Origin of the sequence: Eggerthella timonensis (assembly GCF_900184265.1) — a bacterium.
Lineage (GTDB): Bacteria > Actinomycetota > Coriobacteriia > Coriobacteriales > Eggerthellaceae > Eggerthella > Eggerthella timonensis.
In genome coordinates this window covers 2038106-2059998 of the sequence record NZ_FXXA01000002.1, presented here as the reverse complement: position 1 = coordinate 2059998, position 21893 = coordinate 2038106, and the positions used below count along the sequence as shown (strand labels likewise).

Below are 21893 nucleotides of genomic sequence, written 5' to 3'. Positions count from 1 at the left end.
CTACATCGACCCCTGGATGTTCTTGGCTTCCCAATAGTTGAACACGGGCCCGTCGATGCACACGTACTGGTGCCCGATCTGGCAGTGGCCGCACTTGCCCATGCCGCATTTCATGTGACGCTCGAAGCTCACGTAGATATGATCGTAGCTGATGCCCTTCTTGCGCATCTCGTCGATGGCGAACCGGTACATCACCGGAGGCCCGCACAGCGCGCCGAACGTGTTGGACGCGTCGATCTCCAGATGCTCGAACGGCTTCGTGACCAGGCCCACTTCCCCGTCCCACGAGTCGTCGGGCCGGTCGACCGTCAGGTACAGGTCGAAGTCCTTGCGGTGGCGCCACATCTCGAACTGGTCGCGGAACATCACCTCGGAGGGGTTCTTCGACCCGTAGATGATGGTGACCTTGCCGAATTCGGAGCGCTCGTCGTGGATGTTGTTGATGAGCGAGCGCAGCGGCGCGATGCCGAGGCCGCCGGCCACGAGCAGGATGTCGTGCCCCTTCATGTCCTCGAACGGGAAGCCGCGGCCGAAGGGGCCGCGCAGCCCCACGATGTCGCCGCACTGCATCTTGTGCAGCACCTCGGTGAAGCGCCCGGTGCGGCGCACGCACAGCTCGATGAAGCCGCGCTTGGACGGCGAGCTGGATATGGAGATGGGGGCCTCGCCCACGCCGAAGATGGACACCTCGACGAACTGGCCCGGCTCGTGCGAGAACGCGTCGCGGATGCGCTCGTCGATGAGGCGGAACTCGAACAGCTTCTCCGTCTCGGTGAGGTCGATGATGGACGTGATGCGCGCCGGCCAGGGCCGGTACGGGTTCGCCGCCATCATCTGCGCGCCCGTGAGGGGCGCCGCCTCGTCGAAGAACGGCTTGACCTGGACGGTGGACACCGCGCAGCTACTGGGCATCGTCGGCCCCCTTCCTCTCGAAGAACTCGAGCACCTCGATGGGGTTGATGTTCGCCTTGCAGGCCTTCACGCAGCGCCCGCATCCCACGCACAGCATGCGGTCGTGGTTCGCGAGGAAGCCGTTGAGCTTGTGGTACATGCGGTGCCGCACGCGGTTGCGGCCGTCGCCGCGGAAGTTGTGGCCGCCGGCCACCTCCGCGAACTGCGGCGCGGTGCACGCGTCCCACACGCGCTCGCGCCGTCCGGTGCGGCCGGAAGGGTCGAGCGAGTCCTGGATGTCGAAGCAGAAGCACGTGGGGCACACGGCCGAGCATGCCGTGCACGACAGGCAGCGGCCGCCCAGCTCCTCCCAGAACGGATCCTTGTGGAACGCATCCATGAGCATGGCCACGTCCTGGATGTCGGGGATGTCGCCGTTGAACGCCTCCTGGCGACGACGCGTGGCGTGGCGGAACTCGATGCGGTCCTCGTCGGTTGCCACGCGCGGGTTGCACGCGGCCTCGAGGATGTTCGCCGCCTCGACGCTCGAAATGCTGACCAGGTACTTGTCGCCGATGTCCTGCAGGAACAAATCGTAGCCGAAGCGCGCCTCGTCGGCGCCCCACAGATGGCAGAAGCACGTCTCGGTCGGCGTGCAGCTGAGGCCCACGATGAGCGTGGCGTTGCGCCGGGCGACGTAGTACGGGTCGGGATAGCGCCCGTCCTTGAACACGAGGTCGAGGCGGTTCACCGCGTTGATGTCGCAGGCGTGCGCGCCGAAGATGACGCGCGGCGTGATCTCGGAGGCGAAGTCCGTCACGCTGTTCGTGCGCGCGTCGAAGGACATGAGCGTCTCCTCGGGCGGCAGGAAGTACTTCTTGGGCGATGCCATGGTGGTGGGATAGCCGAGCTCGATGTCGTCCGGCGACTGGACGGCCTCGAAGGCGTAGCCCTGGTCGCGTTTGACCGGAGCCACCACCTCGTAGGTTTCCATGAACGCCGAAACGAGCGCTGGCAACTCGGATGCATCGATGACACGATAGAGCATGCTCTCGTCCGTTCTCTCGGGAGACACAGGTCGTTCGTAGAGTCAGCGAGAAGGGCCCCGGTGCCGACAATCGGTCCCAGGGCCCTTCGCAGCGTCAAACCGGAGCAACACCTTACGCGAAGAAGATGCCGATCTCGCGCTCGGCGGACTCGGGGGAATCCGACCCATGGATGACATTCTCGTCCATGATGAGGCCGAAATCGCCGCGAATCGTGCCGGGGGCAGCTTCCGCCGGATTAGTGGCGCCCATGAGCGAGCGGCACTTCGCCACCGCGCCGTCGCCGGACACGACCATCTTCACGACCGGGCCGCTCGTGATGTAGGAGATGAGGCCGTCGTAGAACGGCTTGCCCTCGTGCTCGGCGTAGTTGGCCTTCGCCTGCTCGTCGGTCACCATGCCCAGCTCCATGCGCTCGATCTTGAGGCCCGCGCGCTCGAAGCGGTTGACGATCTCGCCGACGTGGCCGTTACGCACGCCGTCGGGCTTGATCATCGTGTAAGTCTTCTGCTGTGCCATGTTTCAGTGCCCTTTCTCTCTCTTTCGAGTACGAACGCTCTTGGGGTGACGCAGAAAACGGCCCCGTCGTCCCGCGCGTCGGCGCGGGCGGCAGGGCCGCGCGGGTTAGTTCTGGCTCGGGGAGTAGATCTCGGCGTTCGAGACCTTCCACCCGATCATGTTGCGGACGAGCGACACCTTGAACTGCATGTCGCCGCCCTCGGCCGTCTTGGCCGTCACGTAGACGGTGGAGTCGCTCATGGACTTGTCCATGCCGTCGATGACCGGGCTGCTGACCAGGTCGAGGACCTCGGTCATGTCCGCGGCGTTCTCCTCGGTGACCTCGCTGGCGAAAGCAGCCTGCGGATCGGAGAACAGCTGCTCGACCACCTGCTCCTGCGACGGATAGCCCCAGCCCTGCGTGTACAGGAACACGGCGGCGCCGAAGGCGACGAGCACGAGCAGGATAATGGTGACGAGGATCTTGAGGCCCACGTTGCGGCGCTTGCGATCCTGCTTGGCGAGGCCCTTCGACCACTGCTCGAGCTCCTCGTCGCTGGCGTTGAAGAAGTGGTCCTCCGCGCCCGGGGCGCCGTAGGGGTTCGTCTGCGCCTGCGAGTACGGATCGGCGTAGTAGTACGGGTCCTGGCCGCCCGCGTAGGGGTCCTGGTCCACGTACACGGCCGTGCCGTCGGCGGCCACGTCGAGGCCCGACATGTCGGCAACCGGCGCGACGGGGGCCATCACCTGGGTCACTTCGGAGGTGCCCTGCGCGACGGCGGCGATGGCGCGCTGGTAGTCGACGCTGGCCGAGTCGCTGAGGAAGTACGTCTTGTCGGCGATGGACTCGTCGAAGGCGTTCACGGCCTTCTGCATCTGGCCGCTGGCCACGTAGGCCTGCCCGAGGTTCGCGTACAGCTTGTTGCGCGTGTCGGGCTGCATGTCGAACTGCAGCGCGCTCTCGTAGGAGGCCACGGCATCGGCCGGGCGGTCGAGCGCCATGAAGCACACGCCGAGGTTGAGCAGCGCCTTCGTGGGATCGGGGTTCGCCTCGTCGAGCGCCGCCTCGCGGAAGGCCACGCCGGCCTCCGCCGACTTGCCCAGCTTGAGCAGCGCGTTGCCCATGCCCGAGTACGCCTTGTACGACGCGTCGTACTTGGCGTCGGACACGGCGATCTCGAAGTGCTTGACGGCGTCCTCGTAATCGTGGAGCGACGCGTAGGCCATGCCGAGGTTGTAGTTCACCGCGCCGCACGCGTCGTAGGCCGCGTCAGCGGTGGCCTGCGTGTAGGCATGGATGGCCTCGTTCGGGTTCTTGAGCTTGACCAGGCAGTTGCCGATCTGGTGGTACAGCAGGCCCACCTCGCCGGGAGCGAGGGAGCTGCCCGCATCCTGCAAGCACTGCGTGTACGCCGCGAGGGCGCCTTGGAAGTCCTTGCGCGCGTACGCCGCACGGGCTTGCTGGAATAAGTCGTTGTTCATCTGCTTCCTTCGTATCTTCGCGGAATCGCCGTGGCGGCAAGGGCGCTATTCGGCGGCGTTCTCGATCTCGATGCTCTCGATCACGTCGCCCACGCGCAGCTCGCCGATGACGTCCATGCCGTCGATCGTCTGGCCGAACACCGTGTAGCCCGAATCGAGCATGGGCTGGGCGCCCAGGCACAGGTAGAACTGCGAGCCGGCGGAGTTGGGATCCTGCGAGCGCGCCATGGCCAGCGAGCCGTCGAGGTGCTTGTTGTTGGGGTTCGTGGAGAACTCCTCCTTGATGGAGTAGCCCGGGCCGCCCGTGCCGAGGCCCGCGAACGGGTTGCCGGCCTTCTTCACGACCTCGTCGGAGGACAGGTCGCGGGTGTTGGGGCAGCCGCCCTGGATCACGAAGCCGGGGACGTGGCGATGGAACTTCAGGTCGTTGTAGAAGCCTTTGCGCGCCAGCTCGACGAAGTTGCCCACGTGGATGGGGGCGTCCTTGCCCGCCAGCTGCACGCGGATGGTGCCCTTCGACGTGGTGATGACGGCGATCTCGTCGCCGGTCGGCTGGTATTCCGGAGTGTACTGCGCCATAGGTCGGCTCCTTTTCGTTTGCTTGCTATCATGCGCCCACGCGAAACGGGGCGAAGGTATCGCATACAAGGGTGAAGTTTAGCAGGTCAAGCCCGCCCAACCGGAAAAATCGTAGAACATCCACGGCATGATTCGACGCGGAAGGGGTTCGCGTGCGTCGAGACGTTTCGGCGGCCGCAGCCGGGAAAACGAAGATGGTGCCCTTGACAGGATTCGAACCTGCGGCTTTCTGCTCCGGAGGCAGACGCTCTATCCCCTGAGCTACAAGGGCACGGTGGAGGAGATTATACGCTATCATGGACGAAACGGAAAAACAAAAACAAGATTTGGGCGTATTCAATGGAAGAAACCATAACGATAGAGCGCATGGGCTACGGCGCACAAGCCGTCGGCCGGCTCGAGAACGGCAAAACCGTGTTCGTGGAAGGCGGCGCGCCCGGAGACGTGGCCGCCCTCGAGATCGTCGAGGACAAGCCGACGTTCGCCCGCGCGCGCATCGCGCGGCTCGAGGAGGCCTCGTCCCTGCGCGCGAAACCGCGCTGCGACGCGGGCGCCGTCTGCGGCGGCTGTCCGTGGCAGCACCTGGCCTACGACGCGCAGCTCGAGGCGAAGCGGGCCAACGTGGTGGCGGCCCTCGAGCGCACGGCGAAGCTCGGCGCCGAGCGCGCCGAGGAGCTCGTGCGCCCCTGCCTGCCGAGCAAGCGGCAGTGGGGCTACCGCAACAAGCTGGAGCTGGGCGCCGCGTTCGACGGACACGGCACGTTCCAGCTGGGATTTTACCGCGAGGGCACGCACGACATCGCCTCCCCCGGCGCCTGCCCGCTGGCCCACGACGCCATCGCGAAGGCGCCCAAGGCGCTGCGCGGCGCGCTCAGGTTCGCGCAGGGGTCGGCCGACCTCGGCATCTTCCGCGTGGGCGTGCGTCACAGCCTGCGCACGGGCGACCTCGAAGTGGCCCTGTGGACGACCCCCGGCTCGTTCCCGCGCGGCCATATCGCGAAAACCGTCAAGAGCGCCGTCAAGGCGACGAGCATCGTGCGCGTCATGGCCGACCCCGGCAAGGCCCGCAAGATCAAGGGCGTGGAGACGCTCGACGGCAAGGGCTGCTGGGAGGAACGGCTGGGCAGCGCCCGCTACCTGACCAGCGCACCGTCGTTCTTCCAGGTGAACACCGCGCAGGCCGAGAAGCTCGTCGCGTGCGTGATCGAGGGCCTGGGCGGCCGCATGGGCGAAGACGGGCCCGAAGGTCTCGACGACCTTCTCGTGGCCGACCTCTACGCCGGAGGCGGCACGTTCTCGATCCCGCTCGCGCAGGCGGGCGCCGAGGTGCTGGCCGTGGAAGCCGCCGGATCGTCGGTGCGCGACCTGCGCCGCAACGCCGACATGAACGCCGTGGACATCGAGGTGATCGGCGGCGACACGGCGCGCGAGCTGCCGGAGCTCGGCGACCTCGACGCGCTCGTGGTGGACCCGCCGCGGGCGGGGCTGGCCGACGGCGTGGTGGGGAGCATCGCCGCCGCCGGGCCGACGCGCGTGGCCTACGTCAGCTGCGATCCTGCCACCTGGGCACGCGACGTGGCGCGCTTCGAAGCCTGCGGCTACCGCCTGGAGAGCGCGCAGCCCGTCGACCTGTTCCCGCAAACCTACCACGTCGAAGTGGCCAGCGTATTCACGCGCCTTTAGCCGCACGCACGAAAGGAACGATCATGATCCTGTCCGACGCCACCATAGAACGCCTCCTCGCGGAGGGCAGCTTGGCCATCGAACCGCTCGAGCCCGAGCAGATCCAACCCGCCAGCGTGGACATTCGCCTGGGCGACACCTTCAGCATCGTCGAGGACACGCCGAGCGGCATCGTGGGGCTCGAGGACGAGATCGCCTACAAGACGATCCGCACCGACCGCTACATCCTGCTGCCGGGCCAGTTCGTGCTGGCCACCACCATGGAGTACGTGCGCCTCGGCGCCGACCTGACGGCCTTCGTGGAGGGCCGCAGCTCGCTCGGGCGCATGGGGCTGTTCGTGCAGAACGCCGGCTGGGTGGATCCGGGCTTCGAGGGCGAGATCACGCTCGAGCTGTTCAACGCGAACCGCTGCGCGCTCGAGCTGCGCCGCGGGCGGCGCGTGGGCCAGCTCGTGTTCGCCCAGCTCGACGAGGCGGCGAAGAACCCGTACGCCGGCAAGTACCAGGGGCAGCGCGGCGCGACGGGCTCGCGCGTGTTCCTCGACCCGGAGGCGGCGCGCTAGCACGCTCCCGCCAGCGCGCCCCGGATGCTTCCGCGGCGCGCGCCCGCGCGGGCTACTCGATGTCCGAGAGGATCTCGCCGGGCTGGTCGCCCGCGTCGAGGAACATCTTGCGCGTCACGAAGTTCCACACCATGACGATGAACGTGGCGCCTATCTTCACGAGCAGGTAATGCACGCCCAGAAGCTCCACGCCCGCCCACATGCAGCCGTTGTTGATCAGCAGGCCGATCACCGACAGCACGACGAAGATGGCGAACTCGCGCCGACGGCTCATGCCCTCCTTATGGGTGAACACGTAGCGCATGGACGCCACGTAGTTGAACACGACCGAGGCCGTGAACGAGATGGTGGCGCTCACGAGGTAGTTCACGCCGAACACCTCGGTGAGCAGGGCCAGAAGGCCGTAGTCGATGACGAATGCGATGACGCCCACCACGCCGAACTTCATGATCTGAGCAATGAGCTTCTTCACCGCGCGTCCTTTCGCCTACGCTCCCCCGCCCCGGGGCCGCTCCCTCAAAAACCCGTCTATTGTGGCATATACGAGCCGGATATCAAGGGGTTTGCTCAGATGGCCATCCATTCCGCTCATGCGGCTGCGCTCCTCGTCCTCGACGAACGCGTTGGCCGTCATGGCGATGATGGGCACCGAGCGCGCGTCGTCGCGGTCGAGCGAGCGGATGAGGCGCGTCGCCTCGTAGCCGTCCATCTCGGGCATCTGGATGTCCATGAGCACCAGGTCGATCGACCCCGGGCGCGAGCGCTCGAACGCGCGCACGGCCTCGGCTCCCGTGGATGCCGCGACCACCTCGGCCCCCGTCATGGCGAGCACCTCGGTGGCGATCTCGCGGTTGAGCTCGTTGTCCTCGGCGACGACGATCCGCTTGCCGGAGAAATCGTAGGCGGCGTTCGCATCCGGGCGCAGTTGGCGAGGCGAGCCGAACGCGTCGCCGCGCTCCGCGGCGCCGTCGCGTGCGCACGCGCGGCCGAAGGGGATGTCCACCGTGAACGTCGATCCCTTCCCCACCTCGCTGGCGAGCGCGATGGAGCCGCCCATCATCTCGGCGAACCGCTTCGTGATGGCAAGGCCGAGGCCCGTGCCGCCCCGCATGCGCGAGGCGTCGTCGCCCTGCTCGAACGACGAGAATATCCGCTCGCGGTTCTCCGGCTTGATGCCGCAGCCGGTGTCCGTCACCGAGAAGCGCAGCCAGATAGGGTCGTCGTGGTGCGCGGCGTCGCCCGGCGGCACGGGCAGCTCCTCGATGCGCAGCGTGACCCTTCCCCCGCACGGCGTGAACTTGAACGCGTTGCCCACGAGGTTGTAGATGATCTGGTTGAGCCGCAGCCCGTCGCCGACGAGCAGCGAAGGCAGCGCGCCAACCTCCTCCGTCTCGTAGCGGATGCCCTGCTCGATCGCCTGCGTGCCGAACACGGCGCTGAGCGAGCCCACGAACGCCTCGAAGTCGAACGTCTCGCGCTTGATGTCGATCTTGCCGCTTTCGATCTTGCTCATGTCGAGGATGTCGTTGATGAGCGCCATGAGGTGCTCGGACGTCACGTCGATCTTCTCGAGGCAGGCACGCGTCTTCTCCTCGTCGTGCGCGTTCTCCAGCGCGATGGCGGTCATGCCCATGATGCCGTTCATCGGCGTGCGGATCTCATGGGACATGCGCGAAAGGAACTCGCTTTTCGCCAGGCTGGCGCGCCGGGCCTCCTCGGAGGCGCGCTCGGCGCGGTCCTTCTCGTCGGATAGGAGGCGCGTGTTGCGCTTGACCAGCCGGTAGTAGATCAGGAAGAAGATGATTATGACCGCCACGATCATGGTTGCCATGAGGACGGCGTTCTGCATGAGCACCATGCTGAGTCCCGCGATGTCCTCGTCCACCACGCCGTAGGGCATCGCGGTGCACAGGTACCAATCCTGGTTTTCCATCGGCCGGAAGTACAGGTACTCGTGATGATCCCCGTACCAGAAGGGGAGCAGGAACGACTCTCCGTCGTCCACGGCCTTGCGCACCTGCTCCATGGTGTATCCGTCATCGAGGCTCGCGTTCGCCTCGAGCGCGTCGAACAGGTTGTCGCCGTTGCACAGCCCCTCGGCGTCGCAGCCGGCGATGCAGGTGCCGTCGAAGCCGATGACGCTCGATCGCGAGCTGCCCTTGACCAAGTCGAGGTTGAGCCTTCCGGAGATGATGTTCACGTCGTAACCGGCAACCACGGCGGTGAAGGTCACGTCCCCGCAGGTGACGGGCTCGAAGGAGTCCACGAGCGCGATCGTTCCGTTATAGAGCATCACGTCGTGCCCGTTCGCGTCGCGGTACGACAGCGACAGGTCGCCGCGCGCGGCCGCGTTGCTTTCGGAAGCCGTCGAGCCCTGCGCCGTGTAGTAGCGCCCGTCGCTGCCGCGCAGCGCGAGGTAGGCGTACTCCTCGTCGTCGGCTTCCATGCAGGCGAGGAAGTCCCGCACTTGGCCGAGGTCGTCGGGCCGGTAGAGCGACAGCGAGCTGCCCACGGTGTCGATCTGGCAGAACTTGCCGTCGATGCCGGTGTTGAAATGGGCGATGACCTGATCGCTGAGTTCCTGCAGGTACACTTCGCTCATCGTCTCCACCGCATTCGACGTCGCCTCGCGGGACGACACCACCGTGTAGACGAGCGCGATCAAGAGCGTGAGGACGAGCACGATCGCGACAAGCGCGATGCGCCGCCGCTCGCGCGAGCGGGTAACCAATTCCATGGGAGGACGCCCCTCTTCCTATCGTCGTGGGCGTTCCCCATTGTAACAGGAGGTTACAGGCGCAATATTACCGGTCGAAAACAGCTTCCTTACCGCGTTTCGTCTGGAAAACAACGGAGCCGTCTGGCGCGGGGCAGCCGTTTCGAGTAGGATGAACCTCACCTATACAGAACCGAGGAGTGATTCGTGGACCAGAAGAACGATACGCCGCGCGACACCGCGGACGCCGGCACCGTCGCCGTGCTCATCCCCTGCTACAACGAGGCCGTGACCATCGGCAAGGTCGTCGACGACTTCAAGCGCGTGCTGCCCGAGGCGACCGTGTACGTCTACGACAACAACTCCTCCGACGGCACCGCGGCCATCGCCCGCGAGCACGGCGCCGTGGTGCGCACCGAGCGCCGCCAGGGCAAGGGCAACGTGGTGCGCCAGATGCTGCGCGACATCGACGCCGACTACTACGTCATGGTGGACGGCGACGACACCTACCCCGCCGAGGCCGCGCCCGAGCTTTTGGCCCCGCTCATGGCCGACGAGGCCGACATGTCGGTGGGCGACCGCCTGTCCAACGGAACCTACGGCGAGGAGAACGACCGGGCCTTCCACGGCTTCGGCAACGACCTCGTGCGCACGCTCATCAAGTGGATCTACGGCTTCGAGTTCTCCGACGTCATGACCGGCTACCGCGCGTTCAACGCCGTGTTCGCCAAGACCATGCCGGTGCTCTCGCCTGGCTTCGAGATCGAGACGGAGCTGTCCATCCATGCCGTGGACAAGCGCTGGCGCATCGCCGAGGTGGCGATCGACTACCGCGACCGCCCCGAGGGGTCGGAGAGCAAGCTCAACACGTTCTCGGACGGCATGAAGGTGCTCGCCATGATCATGTCGCTGTTCAAGGACTACCGCCCGCTCGCGCTGTTCAGCTGGCTCGCGCTCTTGTTCTGCGTGCTGGGACTCGCGGCCGGCATCCCGGTCATCTGGGAGTTCGCGGCGACCGGCCTCGTGCCGAAGCTGCCCTCGGCGCTTCTGGCCGTGGCGCTGGTGTTCGTGGGCATCCTCGCGTTCGCAAGCGGCCTCATCCTGGACACCGTGGTCAAGGGCACCCGCAAGGAGTACGAGCTGCAGGTGACGCAGGCCTACGAGCGCTACGGGAAGAAAGGCCGGGCGTAAGGACGCAAACGACGAGAGCGGCGCTTTCGGAAGGAAAGGCCCGGCACATGCCGGGCCTTTCTATATAGGACGCGAATCGCACCATGGCCGCCTCGCCGCGCACTCTCCCGATCCGCGCCCTTTGCAGCCCACATGCTAGCAAACGGCCTGCTCGAAATGCAGTCGTGATTTGTGACCGAATTGCTGAGAGAATTGAAATTTTGGGTGTTACGCCTGATGAATGGGCAATATGTAGTCTTATGATTACATCATAGCACGTTGGGATGGAACAGGGAGTCGTCCGAGCGAAACCCACAGCCGCAGCGGTTCGCATGCTTCAAGCGCGCATGCGACGGCGATGTCGCGCCGGTCGCCGCGGTCGCCGCTACGAAGCGCCTGCGAGCACTCGAAGGGGAACGCGGCGGGCAGGGTCCCGACGTTTCGCGGGCGGTTCTTCTCGACGGATCGCCGTTCAGGAGCCCAAACGCTTCACGGCGGCGATTCGAGCAGAAACGCGCCTGCATCGGAACGCGCAGAAACCCTCGGCCCTATCTGATGCAAAACCGGGTTTTTGGCAGCATTTCCCCGTATCGGCCGCCGCTGAGAGCGTTCGGGCGCGGCGCTCGCCGAAGAAACCGCAGGTCGCGCTTCGCTTGACCTCCGAGAGGGCCGAACGAGGCTGCCAAAAACCCGATTCTGCAACGTATCGCGGCGGAAGTCTTGCACGAGCCGGACGCGCAATCGGCGCCGCCCCGGGTTCGAGCTACGCCCCCCGCGCTTGCATGATGCTGGCGGCCAACCCGTCACGATCGGCGGCGGCGAAACGATACCGCACCGTCTGCACGTCGTCGGCATCGGCGTGCTCGACGCGCGCGAAACGCAGCTCGACCTCCGCGCACCCCTGCGACAACAGCGCGTACGCGTAGCATTGCGCCTGCAGGAGGTGCTTGCCCCTCAGCGTTTCCGGCAGCTCGTCGTCGCTGCCGCCGGTCTTGTAGTCCACGACGAGGGCGCGGGCGCCGTCGAGATCCGGGCCGTCGGTGCACAGGAGGTCGATCTCCCCCTCCATGAGCGCGCCGCCGACCTCGACGCCGAACGGCACCTCCGCGCGCCGCAGCTTCCAGGCGCGCGTCTCGGCGCACGTCGCGCTGGCGAACCAGCGCGCGCAGGCGTCGGCCAAGCGCGCGCGTTGGGCGCACGATAGGCCGTACGCCGCCCCGAGCGCTTCGAGGCGCTCGGGGCCCGGCTCGCGCCCGGTTTCGACGGCCAGCTGCGCCGCCCGATGGAAGGCGCTGCCGAGATCCGTCGCCTTGTCGGCGTCCGCCGCGCGGGACGCGTCGCCCTCGAGCGCCACCAGGCTCGGGGCGATGGACGAGTACGAGAACGCCCCCTCGCGCGCGGCGTTCCATGCGAAGCGGACCGGTGCGGGCGCATCGTCCACAACGGGGACGAAGAACCTGGCCGGCTCGTCATCGGGCCCTGCGCCCTGGTCGCCCGGCTCTTCCGGCGCCTGCACGAGAATGCGCTCGAAGCGCGCCGGGGCGGTGCCGCCGTACGCGAGCTCGGCCTCCCCCTCCGGGAAATCGCCCGAACCGCACAGCGCGCTGCGGATGTCGTCCACGAGCGGCGCGTACGTCGGGAGCTTGCCCGCAGCAGGGGCCTTCGCGTCCATCGCCACGACGAGCGCCTCGCTAGCGCGCGTGAGGCCCACGTAGAGCTTGCGGCGCGCCTCGGCCAGCTCCTCGTCGGCGGCGCGGCGGGCGAGCTCGGCGCGATAGGCCGCCTGCGTGCACGACGGCGCGCCGGGCGCGCAGCCGGAGACGTCGGCGCCCTCGACGTAGCGGCGCGCCGCCAGCGCGTCGGCGTCGTCGGGCTCGTCGCCGGCGGAAGCCGACACGCCCGAGCGCTTCGCCAGCTGCGGGAAGGATTCGAGCGACACCGCGGGAGCAACCGAGGCGCGCGCGACGGGGCCGCACGTTTCCACGAGCAGCTTGCCGCCGCCGGCGCGCGCGTCGGCGAAGTCGGCCAGGGCCACGATGGGGAACTCGAGCCCCTTCGAGGCATGGATGGTCATGATCTTCACGACGTCGCCGCCGGCGCCCGACAGCGCGCCGGGAGCCTCCTTCAGTCCCACGGCCAGCTCGTCGGCCAAAGCGCGCGCCGTCGAGGCCAGGCCCAGATGGCGTTCGGACTCGAGGCTCTCGATGAGCCGGATCGTCTTCAGCACGTTCGCGGCGCACGCCGTTCCGACCGCGCCCTGCCGCTCGAGCCGCGCCATCCATCCCGAGCGCACCACCGCGTCGCGCACCACGTCGGCCACGGGGCGCGTGCGGGCTTCGGCGCTCGCGCGGTCGAACAGCCGCACGGCATGGGCGAGCCGCGGCGGCAGGTCGTCGACCTGCGACGCGAGCCGCGCGAAGCCGCGATCGAGGTCGCGACGCCGCACGCATCCGGTCTCGGGATCCTCCTCGGTGGACAGCGCGAGGAAGTCGTCGGCCGCGAGCCGCACCATGTCGCTGGTCAGCACCTCGAACAGCGCGGCGGTGTTCGCCGGGTTGGCGAGCGCCTCCACGAACCGCGCCACCACGCGCACCTCGGGCGCCGACGCGAACAGCGACCCGCCCGTCACCACGCACTCGAATCCCTCGGCGCGCAGCGCCTCGGCGTACATGCCCGCACGGCTCATCTTTCCCAGCAGCACCACCATGTCGCCGGGAGCGTGGCCGTCCTCGCGCAGCGCGGCGAAGCGGCGGGCGATGGCCTCGGCCCCGGCGCGCTTCGCGTCGACCGTCCGCACCCCGGTGCCGCGACCGGCGGGCTGCATCGACAGCACGAGGTCGATGCGCGGCGCGCGGCCCCGGTAGCGCGATGCGCGGCGCTCGTTCGGGGCGAGCGACATGAACGCGTCGCCGAACACCGTAGGCTGCTCGAACACGCGGTCGACGAACGACAGCACGTCGCCGTGGCTGCGGAAGTTCTTCGTGAGCTCGACGTAGAGCGCGCCCACCTCGTCGGAGCGCATCGCGCGCTTGTGCGCCTCGTACACGTTCACGTCGGCGCCGCGGAAGCGGTAGATGGACTGCTGCGCGTCGCCCACGGTGCACAGGTGCGCGCAGTTCGGGCCGGCCAAGCGCGCGATCATGTCGATCTGCAGCTGGCTCGTGTCCTGGAACTCGTCCACCATCACGAGCTTGAAGCGGTCTTCGTAGCGCGCGGCGATGTCGGGGCAGCGTTCGAACGCGTCGAGCGTCCGCACGAGCAGGTCGTCGTTGTCGAGCTTGCACGCGACGCGCTTCGCGTCCTCGTAGCGGGCGGTCACGTCGCGGGCGAGCGCAAGGAGCTCGGCCGACAGCGGGTACGCCAGCGCGAGCGCGATGCCCTGGGCGACGCGCGCGTGCACGGCCTGGTACGCCTTGACCTCCGCCTTCACAGCCGCGCCGCCGAAGGTGCACGGCAGGTAGGCGCAGCCGTCGACCACGGAGGCCAACGCACGCGCGTCGTCGGCTGCGGACGCGTCGGCCAGAAACGCGCCGAGGGCGCGCACCGCGTCGGCCGCCTGCACGCGCGCCCGCTCGGCCGACGCGCTCTTCCCCGCCTGCTCGAGCGCGGGCAGCACGCCCTCGTACGCCAACAGCAGCTCGCGCGCCATCGCCGACGCCCGCGCCGGCTCCGGCCCGAAGTCGAGCGCATCGAGGCCGCCGCGCAGGCCCGCCGCCTTGTCGAGCAAGGTCTGCAGCATCGAGGCCACCGACGGCGCGAGCGGCATCGCCGAGCGCGCCGGGTACTCGTCGAACAGCGCGGCGTACGAACCGCGTGCGACGATGTCGTTGTCCTCGCCGAGCGCGCCGTCGATGGCGTCGGCGATGAGGTCGGCGCGCTCGGCGTCTCCCAAGATGCCGAACGCCGGGTCGAGCCCCAGGTCGAGCGCATGGGCGCGCAGGATGCGGGCGCACATGCCGTGGATGGTGGATATCCAGGCGCCGTCGACGCGCAGGGCCTCCTCGGCCAGGCCTTCGGCGCGCAGCGTGCGCTTGACGCGCGCCTTGATCTCGGCCGCGGCCTTCTCGGTGAACGTGATGGCCAGCACCTCGTCGATGCCCGACACCGCCGGGCCGCTCTCGGGCAGCAGCGCGTAGGCGATGCGCTGCGTGAGCGTGAAGGTCTTGCCCGAGCCGGCGCCGGCCGACACGAGCAGCGGGCCGTGCACGTGCTCGACGCTCTGGCGCTGGCCGGGCGTGCAGGTGGCGAGGTTCATAGCGCGCGCCTCCTCTCGCAAGCGAGCACGGGACAGTAGCCGCACGGGTCGCCTCCGCGCGGGTCGGGGCCGATGCAGCCGCCGGCCAGCGTGCGCACGGCCTCGGCGATGCGTTCCTCCACCGCGTCCACGAGCTCGTCGAACGACGAGACGCCCAGGGCCTCGCCCGCCGGCCCCGGCACGCCGCAGCGCTCGACGTCGATGCCCGGCGCGTCCCCCTCGCCGAGGACCGTACGGTCGAACGCTCCGGACAGGCGGCGGTCGCGCCCGTACGACACGTACAGCGCGCCCACGACGTCGAGGCCCAGCACCCTGCGCGCCACCTGGGCGTACATGAGCGTTTGCACCTTGTGGGGCAGCGGCGCGCCGCCCGCCTGCGCGGCGCTCGACGCCGAATCCAGCAGGTAATCGCCGTTGAGGGAGCCCTTGTAGTCGATGACCACCGCCTGGCCGGCCGCGTTCACGTCGATGCGGTCCACGCTGCCGCGCAGCAGGCAGCCCGCGTACGGAAACGGCTCGCTCGAGCCGAAATCGAGCTCGAAATGCGTCGGCTCGAAGCCCGGCAGCAGCAGCGCCTCGCGATCGAGGAACGCGACGAGCTTCTTCCTCAGGTCGTTCGTCTCGGCCTGCTCGAACGCGGTGCGCGGAATGAGCGGGTTGGCAGAGCGCTTGAGCTTCGTCTGCGACTCCAAGTGGCGGTCGAACGTCTCGCCCAACAGCGCCCGCGCCTCGGGCAGCACCGCGGCCTCCACCTTCGCGTGGCCGGCGGCGCGAAAGCGCTCGTAGAAGCTGCGCAGCACATTGTGGGAGAAGCTCCCCATCTCGAGCGGGCCGAACCCGGCGTCCGGCTCCGACAGGCGCAGGCGGCGCAGGGCGAACCACTTGTAGGGGCACTCGAGGTAGCTCTCCAGCGCCGACGGCGACAGCGCGAGCGGTGCTCCGGCCGCGGGCAGCCCCTCGCGCGGCGAGCGCGGCAGCACGATGCGCGAGCGCTGCTCGGCCGACACCGCGCCGGCCGCGGGAAGCTCCCAGGACCGCGTGGCGAGCTCGTCGCCCGGGCGCGTCCGCGCGCCGGCGCACGCGAGCGCGAGGTTGTCGTGCAGGGCATCCTCCCCCGCCTGCGCCGCGAACGGCGCGAGCGCGGCGGGAAGCCCCGTGGCGCGATCGTCTTCGGCCGCATCGGCATCGGGGGCGCGGTAGCAGTCGAGCAGCTCCTCGTACATCACCGCCGCATACGCCTCGTCGGCGTCCACCGTGTTCAGCACGCGCTCGCACACCACCGCGTCGCGCGCCGTCGAGAGCGCGCGGAAGAACCGGCGGCGCGCGTCGGCCAGCGCGTCGGCGGGACGATGGAGGCCGAGCTTCCCCATCAGCAGCGTGCCCCCGTCTTCCGCCGAGCGCACCGGGTAGGCGCTCGCGACGAGGTCGCACAGCACGAGCGCGCAGCACGAGCACGAAGGCCGCTCGGCCGCATCGGCCAGCGACATGAACAGCGCATCGGGAGCGTCGTCCCCGTCTGCCGCCGTGCGGGCGCACGCGGAAACCGGCGCGCGCTCCAGCAGCGCCGTCGCGTCGGCGAACGAGGCTTTCGTGCGAGCGCACGCCGCCGCGAAGGCGCGGGCGCTCGACACCGCCGCCAGCTGCTCGGCACGGAACGCTGGGTCGAGGTCGATGCGGGCGCGCAGGCGCGCCTCGAAGCTCGCGAGCGCCCCGTCCACATCGTCGGCCGCGAGCGCGGCGAGGGCCTCGGCCGCAGCCTCGCTCTCGCGGGAGAGATCGGCGACGATGCGCTCGCGCTCCACCGTGCGGTCGCCGCGCCATGCGGCGTCCAGCTCGCAGGCCGTGCGTCGCCCGATGCCCGAGAAGGGGCCGAACGCGAAGTCGGAGGCCTGCGCGATGCGCCACGGGCCGTGCACGAACGCGTGGAGGGCCAGGAAGGCGCGGCCGAACGCGGTGTCGGCGAACGGGCGGGTCGCCTCCACCGCCGAAGCCGTGCCGTGCTCGGACAGCGCGTCCGCCACTTCGTCGAACAGCGCGCGCGGATCGCGCGCCGCGACGACGACGGGCAGCGCGGCGCGCCCCTCGGCCGCGGCGAGCGCGCGCTCGCAGGCCGCCGCCCGCGCCACCGCGCCCGCCACGAGCGCGGGCACGGCGTAGCGCCCGGCCGGAAGCAGGAAGCGCACGCGCCCCGTCGGCTCGAGCGGCTCGGCCGTCGTCTGCTTGAACAACCGCCCCAACAGCCCCTGCAGCTCGGGCGCTCGCGAACCCGTCGGGGACGGGGCGCGGCATCCGTCGTCGAGGCGCACGACGTCGACCTGCCGCGCGAGCGCGGCGACCATCTGCTCGTCGGCGTAGCCCAGCTCGTCGAACCCCGCCAGCACGAGCGGCTCCGCGGCGCAGCCCGTCGCTTCCGCGCCGTCCGCGAACGCCGCCGGCAGCCATGCTGCCGCCTGCGACGATTCGCACAGGCCGCTTTCGACCAGCAGGTCAGCGTAGCGCCCAAGCGCCGCGAGCACGTCGCGCTCGGCAGGGCTGAGCCCGGCCGTCGCGCCGTCCGCCTCGAGCAGGTACGGCAGCGCCTCGCGGGCCAGACGCGCGAGCAGGTCCACGGTGCCCGCCGTGACGTCGAGGGCCGAGCGCTCGGTTTCCAGACAGGCGCGGCGCACGAGCAGCGCGCGCTCGGACGACGAGACGATGCGGCGCCCGTCGCCGAACAGGTCCCAGCGATCGCGTACCCACGACGCGGGGGTCTCCACCCGCACGCCGAGCGCGCAGGGGCCCTCTGCGAAGACGCGCCGCGCACGAGCCGCCGCCGCTGCGCTCGGCACCAAGAGCGCGGGAACGCGCCCCGCGGCGCGCTGGGCGTCCAGATGGTCGCGCGCCGCTTCGAGCACGGCGTCCGCATGGTCGAGTATGTAATGATGGAGGGGCATGGCGTCTATTGTACTCGCATACCGCACAAACGTGCGCTACAATGGCCGCCATGCAGAAGAACACCTTGAAATACTCGACCATCGTCTTTCTCGGCGGCGCCAGCTACGGCGTGATGGCCGCCACGGTGAAGTCCGCGTTCGCCGAGGGGTTCGCCTGGGCGCAAACCGCCGCCAGCCAGGCGTTTTTCGGCGCTCTTCTGTTCGCCGTCGCGCTGGTCGCGCTCGCCGCGTTCGGCAAGCGCCCCGTGCCGCTGTCGCCCAAGCGCGTTTTCGCCCTGCTCGGCCTCGGCCTCACCACGTGCACCACCTGCGTGCTGTACAACTTCGCCCTCACGATGCTGCCCGTGTCGGTGGCCATAACGCTGCTGTTCCAATTCACCTGGATCGGCATCGTCTTCCAGGTGATCGCCACCCGGCGCAGGCCGCATCCCGCCGAGCTCGGCGCTGCGGCCATCATCCTCGCCGGCACGCTCTTGGCAAGCGGCCTGTTCTCGTCCACGGTGGGCGACCTCAATCCGCTCGGCATCGCCTGCGCGCTGCTGTCGGCCGTCAGCTGCGCGACGTTCATGTTCCTGTCCGCCCGCGTCGGATGCGACGTGCCGCCCATCGAGCGCGGCCTCGTCGTGTGCCTGGGCGCGTGCATCCTCGGGTTCGCCGTATGCCCCGACTACTTCGCCAGCGGCGCACTCGAGACGGGCATCTGGAAGTACGGGCTGATCCTCGGCGTGTTCGGGCTGTTCGTGCCCGTGGTGCTGTTCGGCATCGGAACGCCGCACCTCTCGGCGGGGCTGTCCACCATCATGGCGTCCTCCGAGCTTCCCTGCGGCATCGCCGTCTCGGTGCTCATCCTGTCCGAGCCCGTGGATGCGTTCCAAGTGGCCGGCATCGTCGTCATCATGCTGGGGGTGGTGGTGTCGCAGCTTCCCAACCTCGTGCCCCGGCGCAGCGCGACCCTACAGGCCGAAGAAGGATAGCCCGACCGAGAAGAGCCCTTGCAGAAGGTCCTCGATCGCCTTCTTGCGCTCCTTGAGGTAGACGGCGCAGATGGGCACCGTCACCGAGTCCTGCGGCGCGAACGGGCGCACGGCCGTCATCCCATGCGTCTTCTCGAGCGCCGGAATGCCCGTGGTGAGGATGACGCCGCCGCTTTTGAAGTGCTGCTCGATGCCCGCCAGGTCCAAATCCACGAAGCGGAGGTTCGTCTTCTTCGCACGGTACTTCGAGGCGATGCTGTCGTTCGATGCATCGAACCAGCTGGAGGCGGCCACCGGGTAGGGCTCGACGTCGGCCAGCGTCAGCTCCCCCTTCATGGCCAGCGGATGGCCCTTACCCATGATGACCGCCGATGGGACGGTGCCCACCGGGCGGCATTCAACGTCGGGATGATCGAACGTGCCGACCGTCACCAACACGTCGAACGCGCGCGACCAGAGCCCGACGAGCCCGTCTTCGCCCGTGGCCAGCGCCATGGAGGTCTCGACGCCCACCTGCGCCTGCACGAGCGCGGCCGTGTTCTCGCGCACCACCTCGTTGCCCAAGAACGGCGGCGTGTTCAGCGCCAGGCGCAGCCGGTCGATCCTCTCGTCCGCCTGCCGGTAGCGGGCGGCGAACGTCTCGAGCTCGGAGAACTGGACCAGCACGGGGACGGCTTGCTCGTATAGCGTCTGAGCGAACGAGGTGGGCCTCATGCCCTGGTTGTTGCGCACGAACAGATCGCATCGCACCTCTGATTCGAGGTCGGCCATGCTCTTCGAGATCGCCTGCACGGTCACGTGCCGGCTCTTGGCGGCGGCGGAAAGGCTGCCTTGCTCGACCACTGCGGCGAAGTATTGAATCTGTTTGATATTCAAGGGCGCGACCTTCGGAACACGGGCGATTGTAATGGAAAAAATCCTACCACTCCGGCAACGGGCAGCCCGAGCAGCCCATCGTGTTCAACTAATTTTTGAATCGCCCGCCCCCTCGCAGGATCGACGCGCTGTTCGCCCTCACGAGAAATCGCCGTATCGCAGGAAAAAAGAGCTTGCAATGACGCGCCCGCTTTGTAATAATGTTCAGGCTGCTTTTCCAGCTTGGAATCGCGCAGACCGTCCCCATAGTCTAGAGGTCAGGACGCGGCCCTTTCAAGGCTGAGACACGGGTTCGATTCCCGTTGGGGGCACCACATTCGATACGCGCGCAGGTTCGCCCTGCGCGCGTTTTCGTTTTCCCGGGGGTCTGCGGCGGGCAAGATACGGCGATGCGATGAGGACGCGTCGGAGCCCTTCGCTTGCGGCCCGTTTGCGGTATGATGGAAGCATGAACACCGACGAGAACACCATACGCCCGCTCGCAGCGGAAAGCGGCCCTACCCCCCTCGAGCTGGCGATCGCCGACGACCAGGGCGAGCTCGCAGCCGCCGAGCCCGAAACCGAAGCCGAACCGGAGCCCGAGCCTGTCAAGCCCACCGTCATCGTGATGCACGCGTCTGTCGGCTCCGGCCACCGCAGCGCCGCCTACGCGGTGGCGCAGGCCTTCGAGCTCATGCGCGACGCGCGGGCCGACGACGGCGAAGGCGAGGGCTCCGCCGAAGGCGCGCAGACCCCCATTCCGGACGACCTCGACATCGAGGTGATCGACGTGCTGGACTACGGGCGCATCGTGTTCGACGGCAACAACGCCGCTTCGCTGTTCACCGGCGCCACACGCCCCATCTACGACCTCACCTGGCGTTTCACGCTCACCGGGCGCCTGTTGTGGGGAGGCGGCTCCATCTGGTCGCACCTCATGTACTCCAAGTTCACCGACTACGTGCGCGAGAAGCGGCCCCTGGCCGTCGTATGCACGCACATCACCGCCGCCAACGTGGCCGTGGCGGCGCGCATGCTGACCGGGCAGCACTACCCTATCGTGTGCGTCCCCACCGACTACGAGACCGAGGGCCTCTGGCCGCACCGCGCCGCCGACCTGTTCTGCGTCGCCAACGAGTCGATGGCCGAGACGCTGCGCCCGCGCAAGGTGCCCGAGGAGAGCATCCTCATCACCGGCATCCCCACGCGCGACGACTTCCGCCGCACCTACGACCGCGCCTCCACGCGCGAGCAGCTGAAGCTGCCGCAGGACCGCCGCGTCGTGCTGGCGCTGGCCGGGGCCTACCTGCCACGGCCCTACGTGCACTTCCGCACCGCGCTCGACAAGCTGCTGCCCTACCTGCACGGCTTCGACGACACGCTGCACTTCGTATTCGTTGCGGGAAGCGATGCCGACTACGCGCGCCACCTGCGCCAGGAGTGCGCCGATCTGGGGCTGGCCAACGCCACCGTGCTCGACTACGTCGACGACATGGCGGCGCTCATGGCGGCCAGCGACCTCGTCATCTGCAAGTCGGGCGGGCTCACGGTCACCGAGTGCCTGTGCGCCCAGGTGCCCATGATCCTGCTGGGCAAGGCCTACGGCCAGGAGAAGGTGAACGTGCAGATGCTCACCTCGCTCGGCGCCGCCATGCACGTGACCACCGCGCGCGAGCTGCTCGACACGCTGCGCCACGTGGCGCGCAACCCCGAGAGCGCCCACGCCATGCTGATCAACGGCAGCTTCCTGCGCCACCCCGACGCGGCCGAGGACATCGCGAAGGCCACGTTGCGCCTGATCGCCGAGCCGAAGAACCCCGACGACCCCCGCTACCGCAAGCACTTCCTGCACTTCTACTGGGGAAAGAAGCCCGCCCACATCCGCTAGGGACGCGTCGAAGCGGACCGATCAGGGAGCCGTTGCAGGGAGAAATTCGTGACGGATCAGAAGTCGATGAGGTCGCGCACGCTCACGTCCAGAGCCTTCGCGATTCGGCACAGCACGTCGATGGTGGCGTTCTTGTCGCCTTTTTCCAGGGCTGAGATGTACTGCTTGGTATTGTTGCCGATCATGGCGGCCAACTGACCTTGCGTCAGGCTCTGCCCCTCGCGCAGCGTGCGGATCCTGCTGCCGAGCATCTGTCTCTGTGTCATTCCCATTGGACAAGCTTAGGGTTCCCCGGTATCATATGGTCATCCCATGGGATGACTTTTGCCGTGCAGTGGGGATACCGGCACCAGCTGGAAA

General features: G+C 68.4%; 16 protein-coding genes and 2 tRNA genes. 6 read left to right on the top strand and 12 right to left on the bottom strand.

What is annotated here, in order from left to right:
- From C1A15_RS08445 to C1A15_RS08420, 6 genes are all read right to left on the bottom strand, one after another.
- A complete protein-coding gene (locus C1A15_RS08445) occupies positions 1 to 912 on the bottom strand; it encodes an FAD/NAD(P)-binding protein (protein ID WP_101722150.1) in 912 nt (303 codons plus the stop codon).
- Positions 902 to 1939, bottom strand: coding sequence for a 4Fe-4S dicluster domain-containing protein (locus C1A15_RS08440; RefSeq protein WP_101722149.1), 1038 nt, complete (start codon positions 1937 to 1939; stop codon positions 902 to 904). The genes C1A15_RS08445 and C1A15_RS08440 overlap by 11 nt, the downstream gene beginning before the upstream one ends.
- A 112-nt stretch (positions 1940 to 2051) precedes the next feature.
- The gene (gene ndk / locus C1A15_RS08435; RefSeq protein ID WP_101722148.1) at positions 2052 to 2456 is read right to left on the bottom strand and encodes a nucleoside-diphosphate kinase; all 405 of its coding nucleotides are present in this window, start codon (positions 2454 to 2456) and stop codon (positions 2052 to 2054) included.
- Between the two features lie 105 nt (positions 2457 to 2561).
- Positions 2562 to 3917 (bottom strand): tetratricopeptide repeat protein, encoded by a 1356-nt coding sequence (locus C1A15_RS08430; RefSeq protein WP_101722147.1) that lies wholly within the window; start codon positions 3915 to 3917, stop codon positions 2562 to 2564.
- Positions 3918 to 3962: 45 nt separating this feature from the next.
- Positions 3963 to 4496: a peptidylprolyl isomerase gene (locus C1A15_RS08425; RefSeq protein WP_101722146.1), complete on the bottom strand. Its 534-nt coding sequence runs from the start codon at positions 4494 to 4496 to the stop codon at positions 3963 to 3965.
- Between the two features lie 195 nt (positions 4497 to 4691).
- Positions 4692 to 4767 (bottom strand) — tRNA-Arg (locus C1A15_RS08420).
- A gap of 68 nt (positions 4768 to 4835) precedes the next feature.
- On the opposite strand from C1A15_RS08420, the gene rlmD reads away from it, so the two are divergent.
- The gene (gene rlmD, locus C1A15_RS08415) at positions 4836 to 6179 is read left to right on the top strand and encodes a 23S rRNA (uracil(1939)-C(5))-methyltransferase RlmD (protein WP_101722145.1); all 1344 of its coding nucleotides are present in this window, start codon (positions 4836 to 4838) and stop codon (positions 6177 to 6179) included.
- 23 nt (positions 6180 to 6202) lie between these two features.
- Entirely contained in the window at positions 6203 to 6742 is a 540-nt protein-coding gene (gene dcd / locus C1A15_RS08410) for a dCTP deaminase (RefSeq protein ID WP_101722144.1), read from the top strand.
- Positions 6743 to 6794: 52 nt separating this feature from the next.
- Here dcd and C1A15_RS08405 read toward each other — a convergent pair whose 3' ends face one another.
- Both C1A15_RS08405 and C1A15_RS08400 read right to left on the bottom strand, forming a co-directional pair.
- Positions 6795 to 7214 (bottom strand): GtrA family protein, encoded by a 420-nt coding sequence (locus tag C1A15_RS08405; protein WP_101722143.1) that lies wholly within the window; start codon positions 7212 to 7214, stop codon positions 6795 to 6797.
- Between the two features lie 15 nt (positions 7215 to 7229).
- The gene (locus tag C1A15_RS08400; RefSeq protein ID WP_245864978.1) at positions 7230 to 9479 is read right to left on the bottom strand and encodes an ATP-binding protein; all 2250 of its coding nucleotides are present in this window, start codon (positions 9477 to 9479) and stop codon (positions 7230 to 7232) included.
- Between the two features lie 186 nt (positions 9480 to 9665).
- Between C1A15_RS08400 and C1A15_RS08395 the strand changes: the two genes are divergently transcribed.
- The gene (locus tag C1A15_RS08395) at positions 9666 to 10649 is read left to right on the top strand and encodes a glycosyltransferase family 2 protein (protein WP_101722142.1); all 984 of its coding nucleotides are present in this window, start codon (positions 9666 to 9668) and stop codon (positions 10647 to 10649) included.
- A 742-nt stretch (positions 10650 to 11391) separates the two neighbouring features.
- Here the strand turns inward: C1A15_RS08395 and C1A15_RS08390 are convergent.
- Positions 11392 to 14883: a UvrD-helicase domain-containing protein gene (locus C1A15_RS08390; protein ID WP_101722141.1), complete on the bottom strand. Its 3492-nt coding sequence runs from the start codon at positions 14881 to 14883 to the stop codon at positions 11392 to 11394.
- Positions 14880 to 17816 carry a PD-(D/E)XK nuclease family protein gene (locus tag C1A15_RS08385; protein WP_101722140.1) on the bottom strand — a complete coding sequence of 979 codons (2937 nt, stop codon included), beginning with the start codon at positions 17814 to 17816 and terminating at the stop codon, positions 14880 to 14882. Before C1A15_RS08385 ends, C1A15_RS08390 begins: the two co-directional genes overlap by 4 nt.
- Before the next feature lie 50 nt (positions 17817 to 17866).
- Between C1A15_RS08385 and C1A15_RS08380 the strand changes: the two genes are divergently transcribed.
- Positions 17867 to 18790 (top strand): EamA family transporter, encoded by a 924-nt coding sequence (locus tag C1A15_RS08380; protein WP_245864977.1) that lies wholly within the window; start codon positions 17867 to 17869, stop codon positions 18788 to 18790.
- On the opposite strand, the gene C1A15_RS08375 is transcribed toward C1A15_RS08380, so the two are convergent.
- The gene (locus tag C1A15_RS08375) at positions 18770 to 19666 is read right to left on the bottom strand and encodes a LysR family transcriptional regulator (RefSeq protein ID WP_101722138.1); all 897 of its coding nucleotides are present in this window, start codon (positions 19664 to 19666) and stop codon (positions 18770 to 18772) included. The genes C1A15_RS08380 and C1A15_RS08375 overlap by 21 nt on opposite strands.
- A gap of 239 nt (positions 19667 to 19905) precedes the next feature.
- Here C1A15_RS08375 and C1A15_RS08370 point away from each other — a divergent pair.
- Both C1A15_RS08370 and C1A15_RS08365 read left to right on the top strand, forming a co-directional pair.
- Positions 19906 to 19980 (top strand) — tRNA-Glu (locus C1A15_RS08370).
- A 134-nt stretch (positions 19981 to 20114) separates the two neighbouring features.
- Positions 20115 to 21533: a glycosyltransferase gene (locus tag C1A15_RS08365; RefSeq protein WP_245864976.1), complete on the top strand. Its 1419-nt coding sequence runs from the start codon at positions 20115 to 20117 to the stop codon at positions 21531 to 21533.
- 56 nt (positions 21534 to 21589) lie between these two features.
- Here C1A15_RS08365 and C1A15_RS08360 read toward each other — a convergent pair whose 3' ends face one another.
- A complete protein-coding gene (locus C1A15_RS08360) occupies positions 21590 to 21799 on the bottom strand; it encodes a helix-turn-helix domain-containing protein (protein WP_180953042.1) in 210 nt (69 codons plus the stop codon).
- Positions 21800 to 21893 lie beyond the last annotated feature (94 nt).

Coding starts and splice junctions, on each gene's coding strand:
- C1A15_RS08445 (WP_101722150.1), bottom strand. CDS start 912: ATGCCCAGTAGCTGCGCGGTGTCCACCGTCCAGGTCAAGCCGTTCTTC.
- C1A15_RS08440 (WP_101722149.1), bottom strand. CDS start 1,939: ATGCTCTATCGTGTCATCGATGCATCCGAGTTGCCAGCGCTCGTTTCG.
- ndk (WP_101722148.1), bottom strand. CDS start 2,456: ATGGCACAGCAGAAGACTTACACGATGATCAAGCCCGACGGCGTGCGT.
- C1A15_RS08430 (WP_101722147.1), bottom strand. CDS start 3,917: ATGAACAACGACTTATTCCAGCAAGCCCGTGCGGCGTACGCGCGCAAG.
- C1A15_RS08425 (WP_101722146.1), bottom strand. CDS start 4,496: ATGGCGCAGTACACTCCGGAATACCAGCCGACCGGCGACGAGATCGCC.
- rlmD (WP_101722145.1), top strand. CDS start 4,836: ATGGAAGAAACCATAACGATAGAGCGCATGGGCTACGGCGCACAAGCC.
- dcd (WP_101722144.1), top strand. CDS start 6,203: ATGATCCTGTCCGACGCCACCATAGAACGCCTCCTCGCGGAGGGCAGC.
- C1A15_RS08400 (WP_245864978.1), bottom strand. CDS start 9,479: ATGGAATTGGTTACCCGCTCGCGCGAGCGGCGGCGCATCGCGCTTGTC.
- C1A15_RS08390 (WP_101722141.1), bottom strand. CDS start 14,883: ATGAACCTCGCCACCTGCACGCCCGGCCAGCGCCAGAGCGTCGAGCAC.
- C1A15_RS08385 (WP_101722140.1), bottom strand. CDS start 17,816: ATGCCCCTCCATCATTACATACTCGACCATGCGGACGCCGTGCTCGAA.
- C1A15_RS08380 (WP_245864977.1), top strand. CDS start 17,867: ATGCAGAAGAACACCTTGAAATACTCGACCATCGTCTTTCTCGGCGGC.
- C1A15_RS08365 (WP_245864976.1), top strand. CDS start 20,115: ATGAACACCGACGAGAACACCATACGCCCGCTCGCAGCGGAAAGCGGC.
- C1A15_RS08360 (WP_180953042.1), bottom strand. CDS start 21,799: ATGACACAGAGACAGATGCTCGGCAGCAGGATCCGCACGCTGCGCGAG.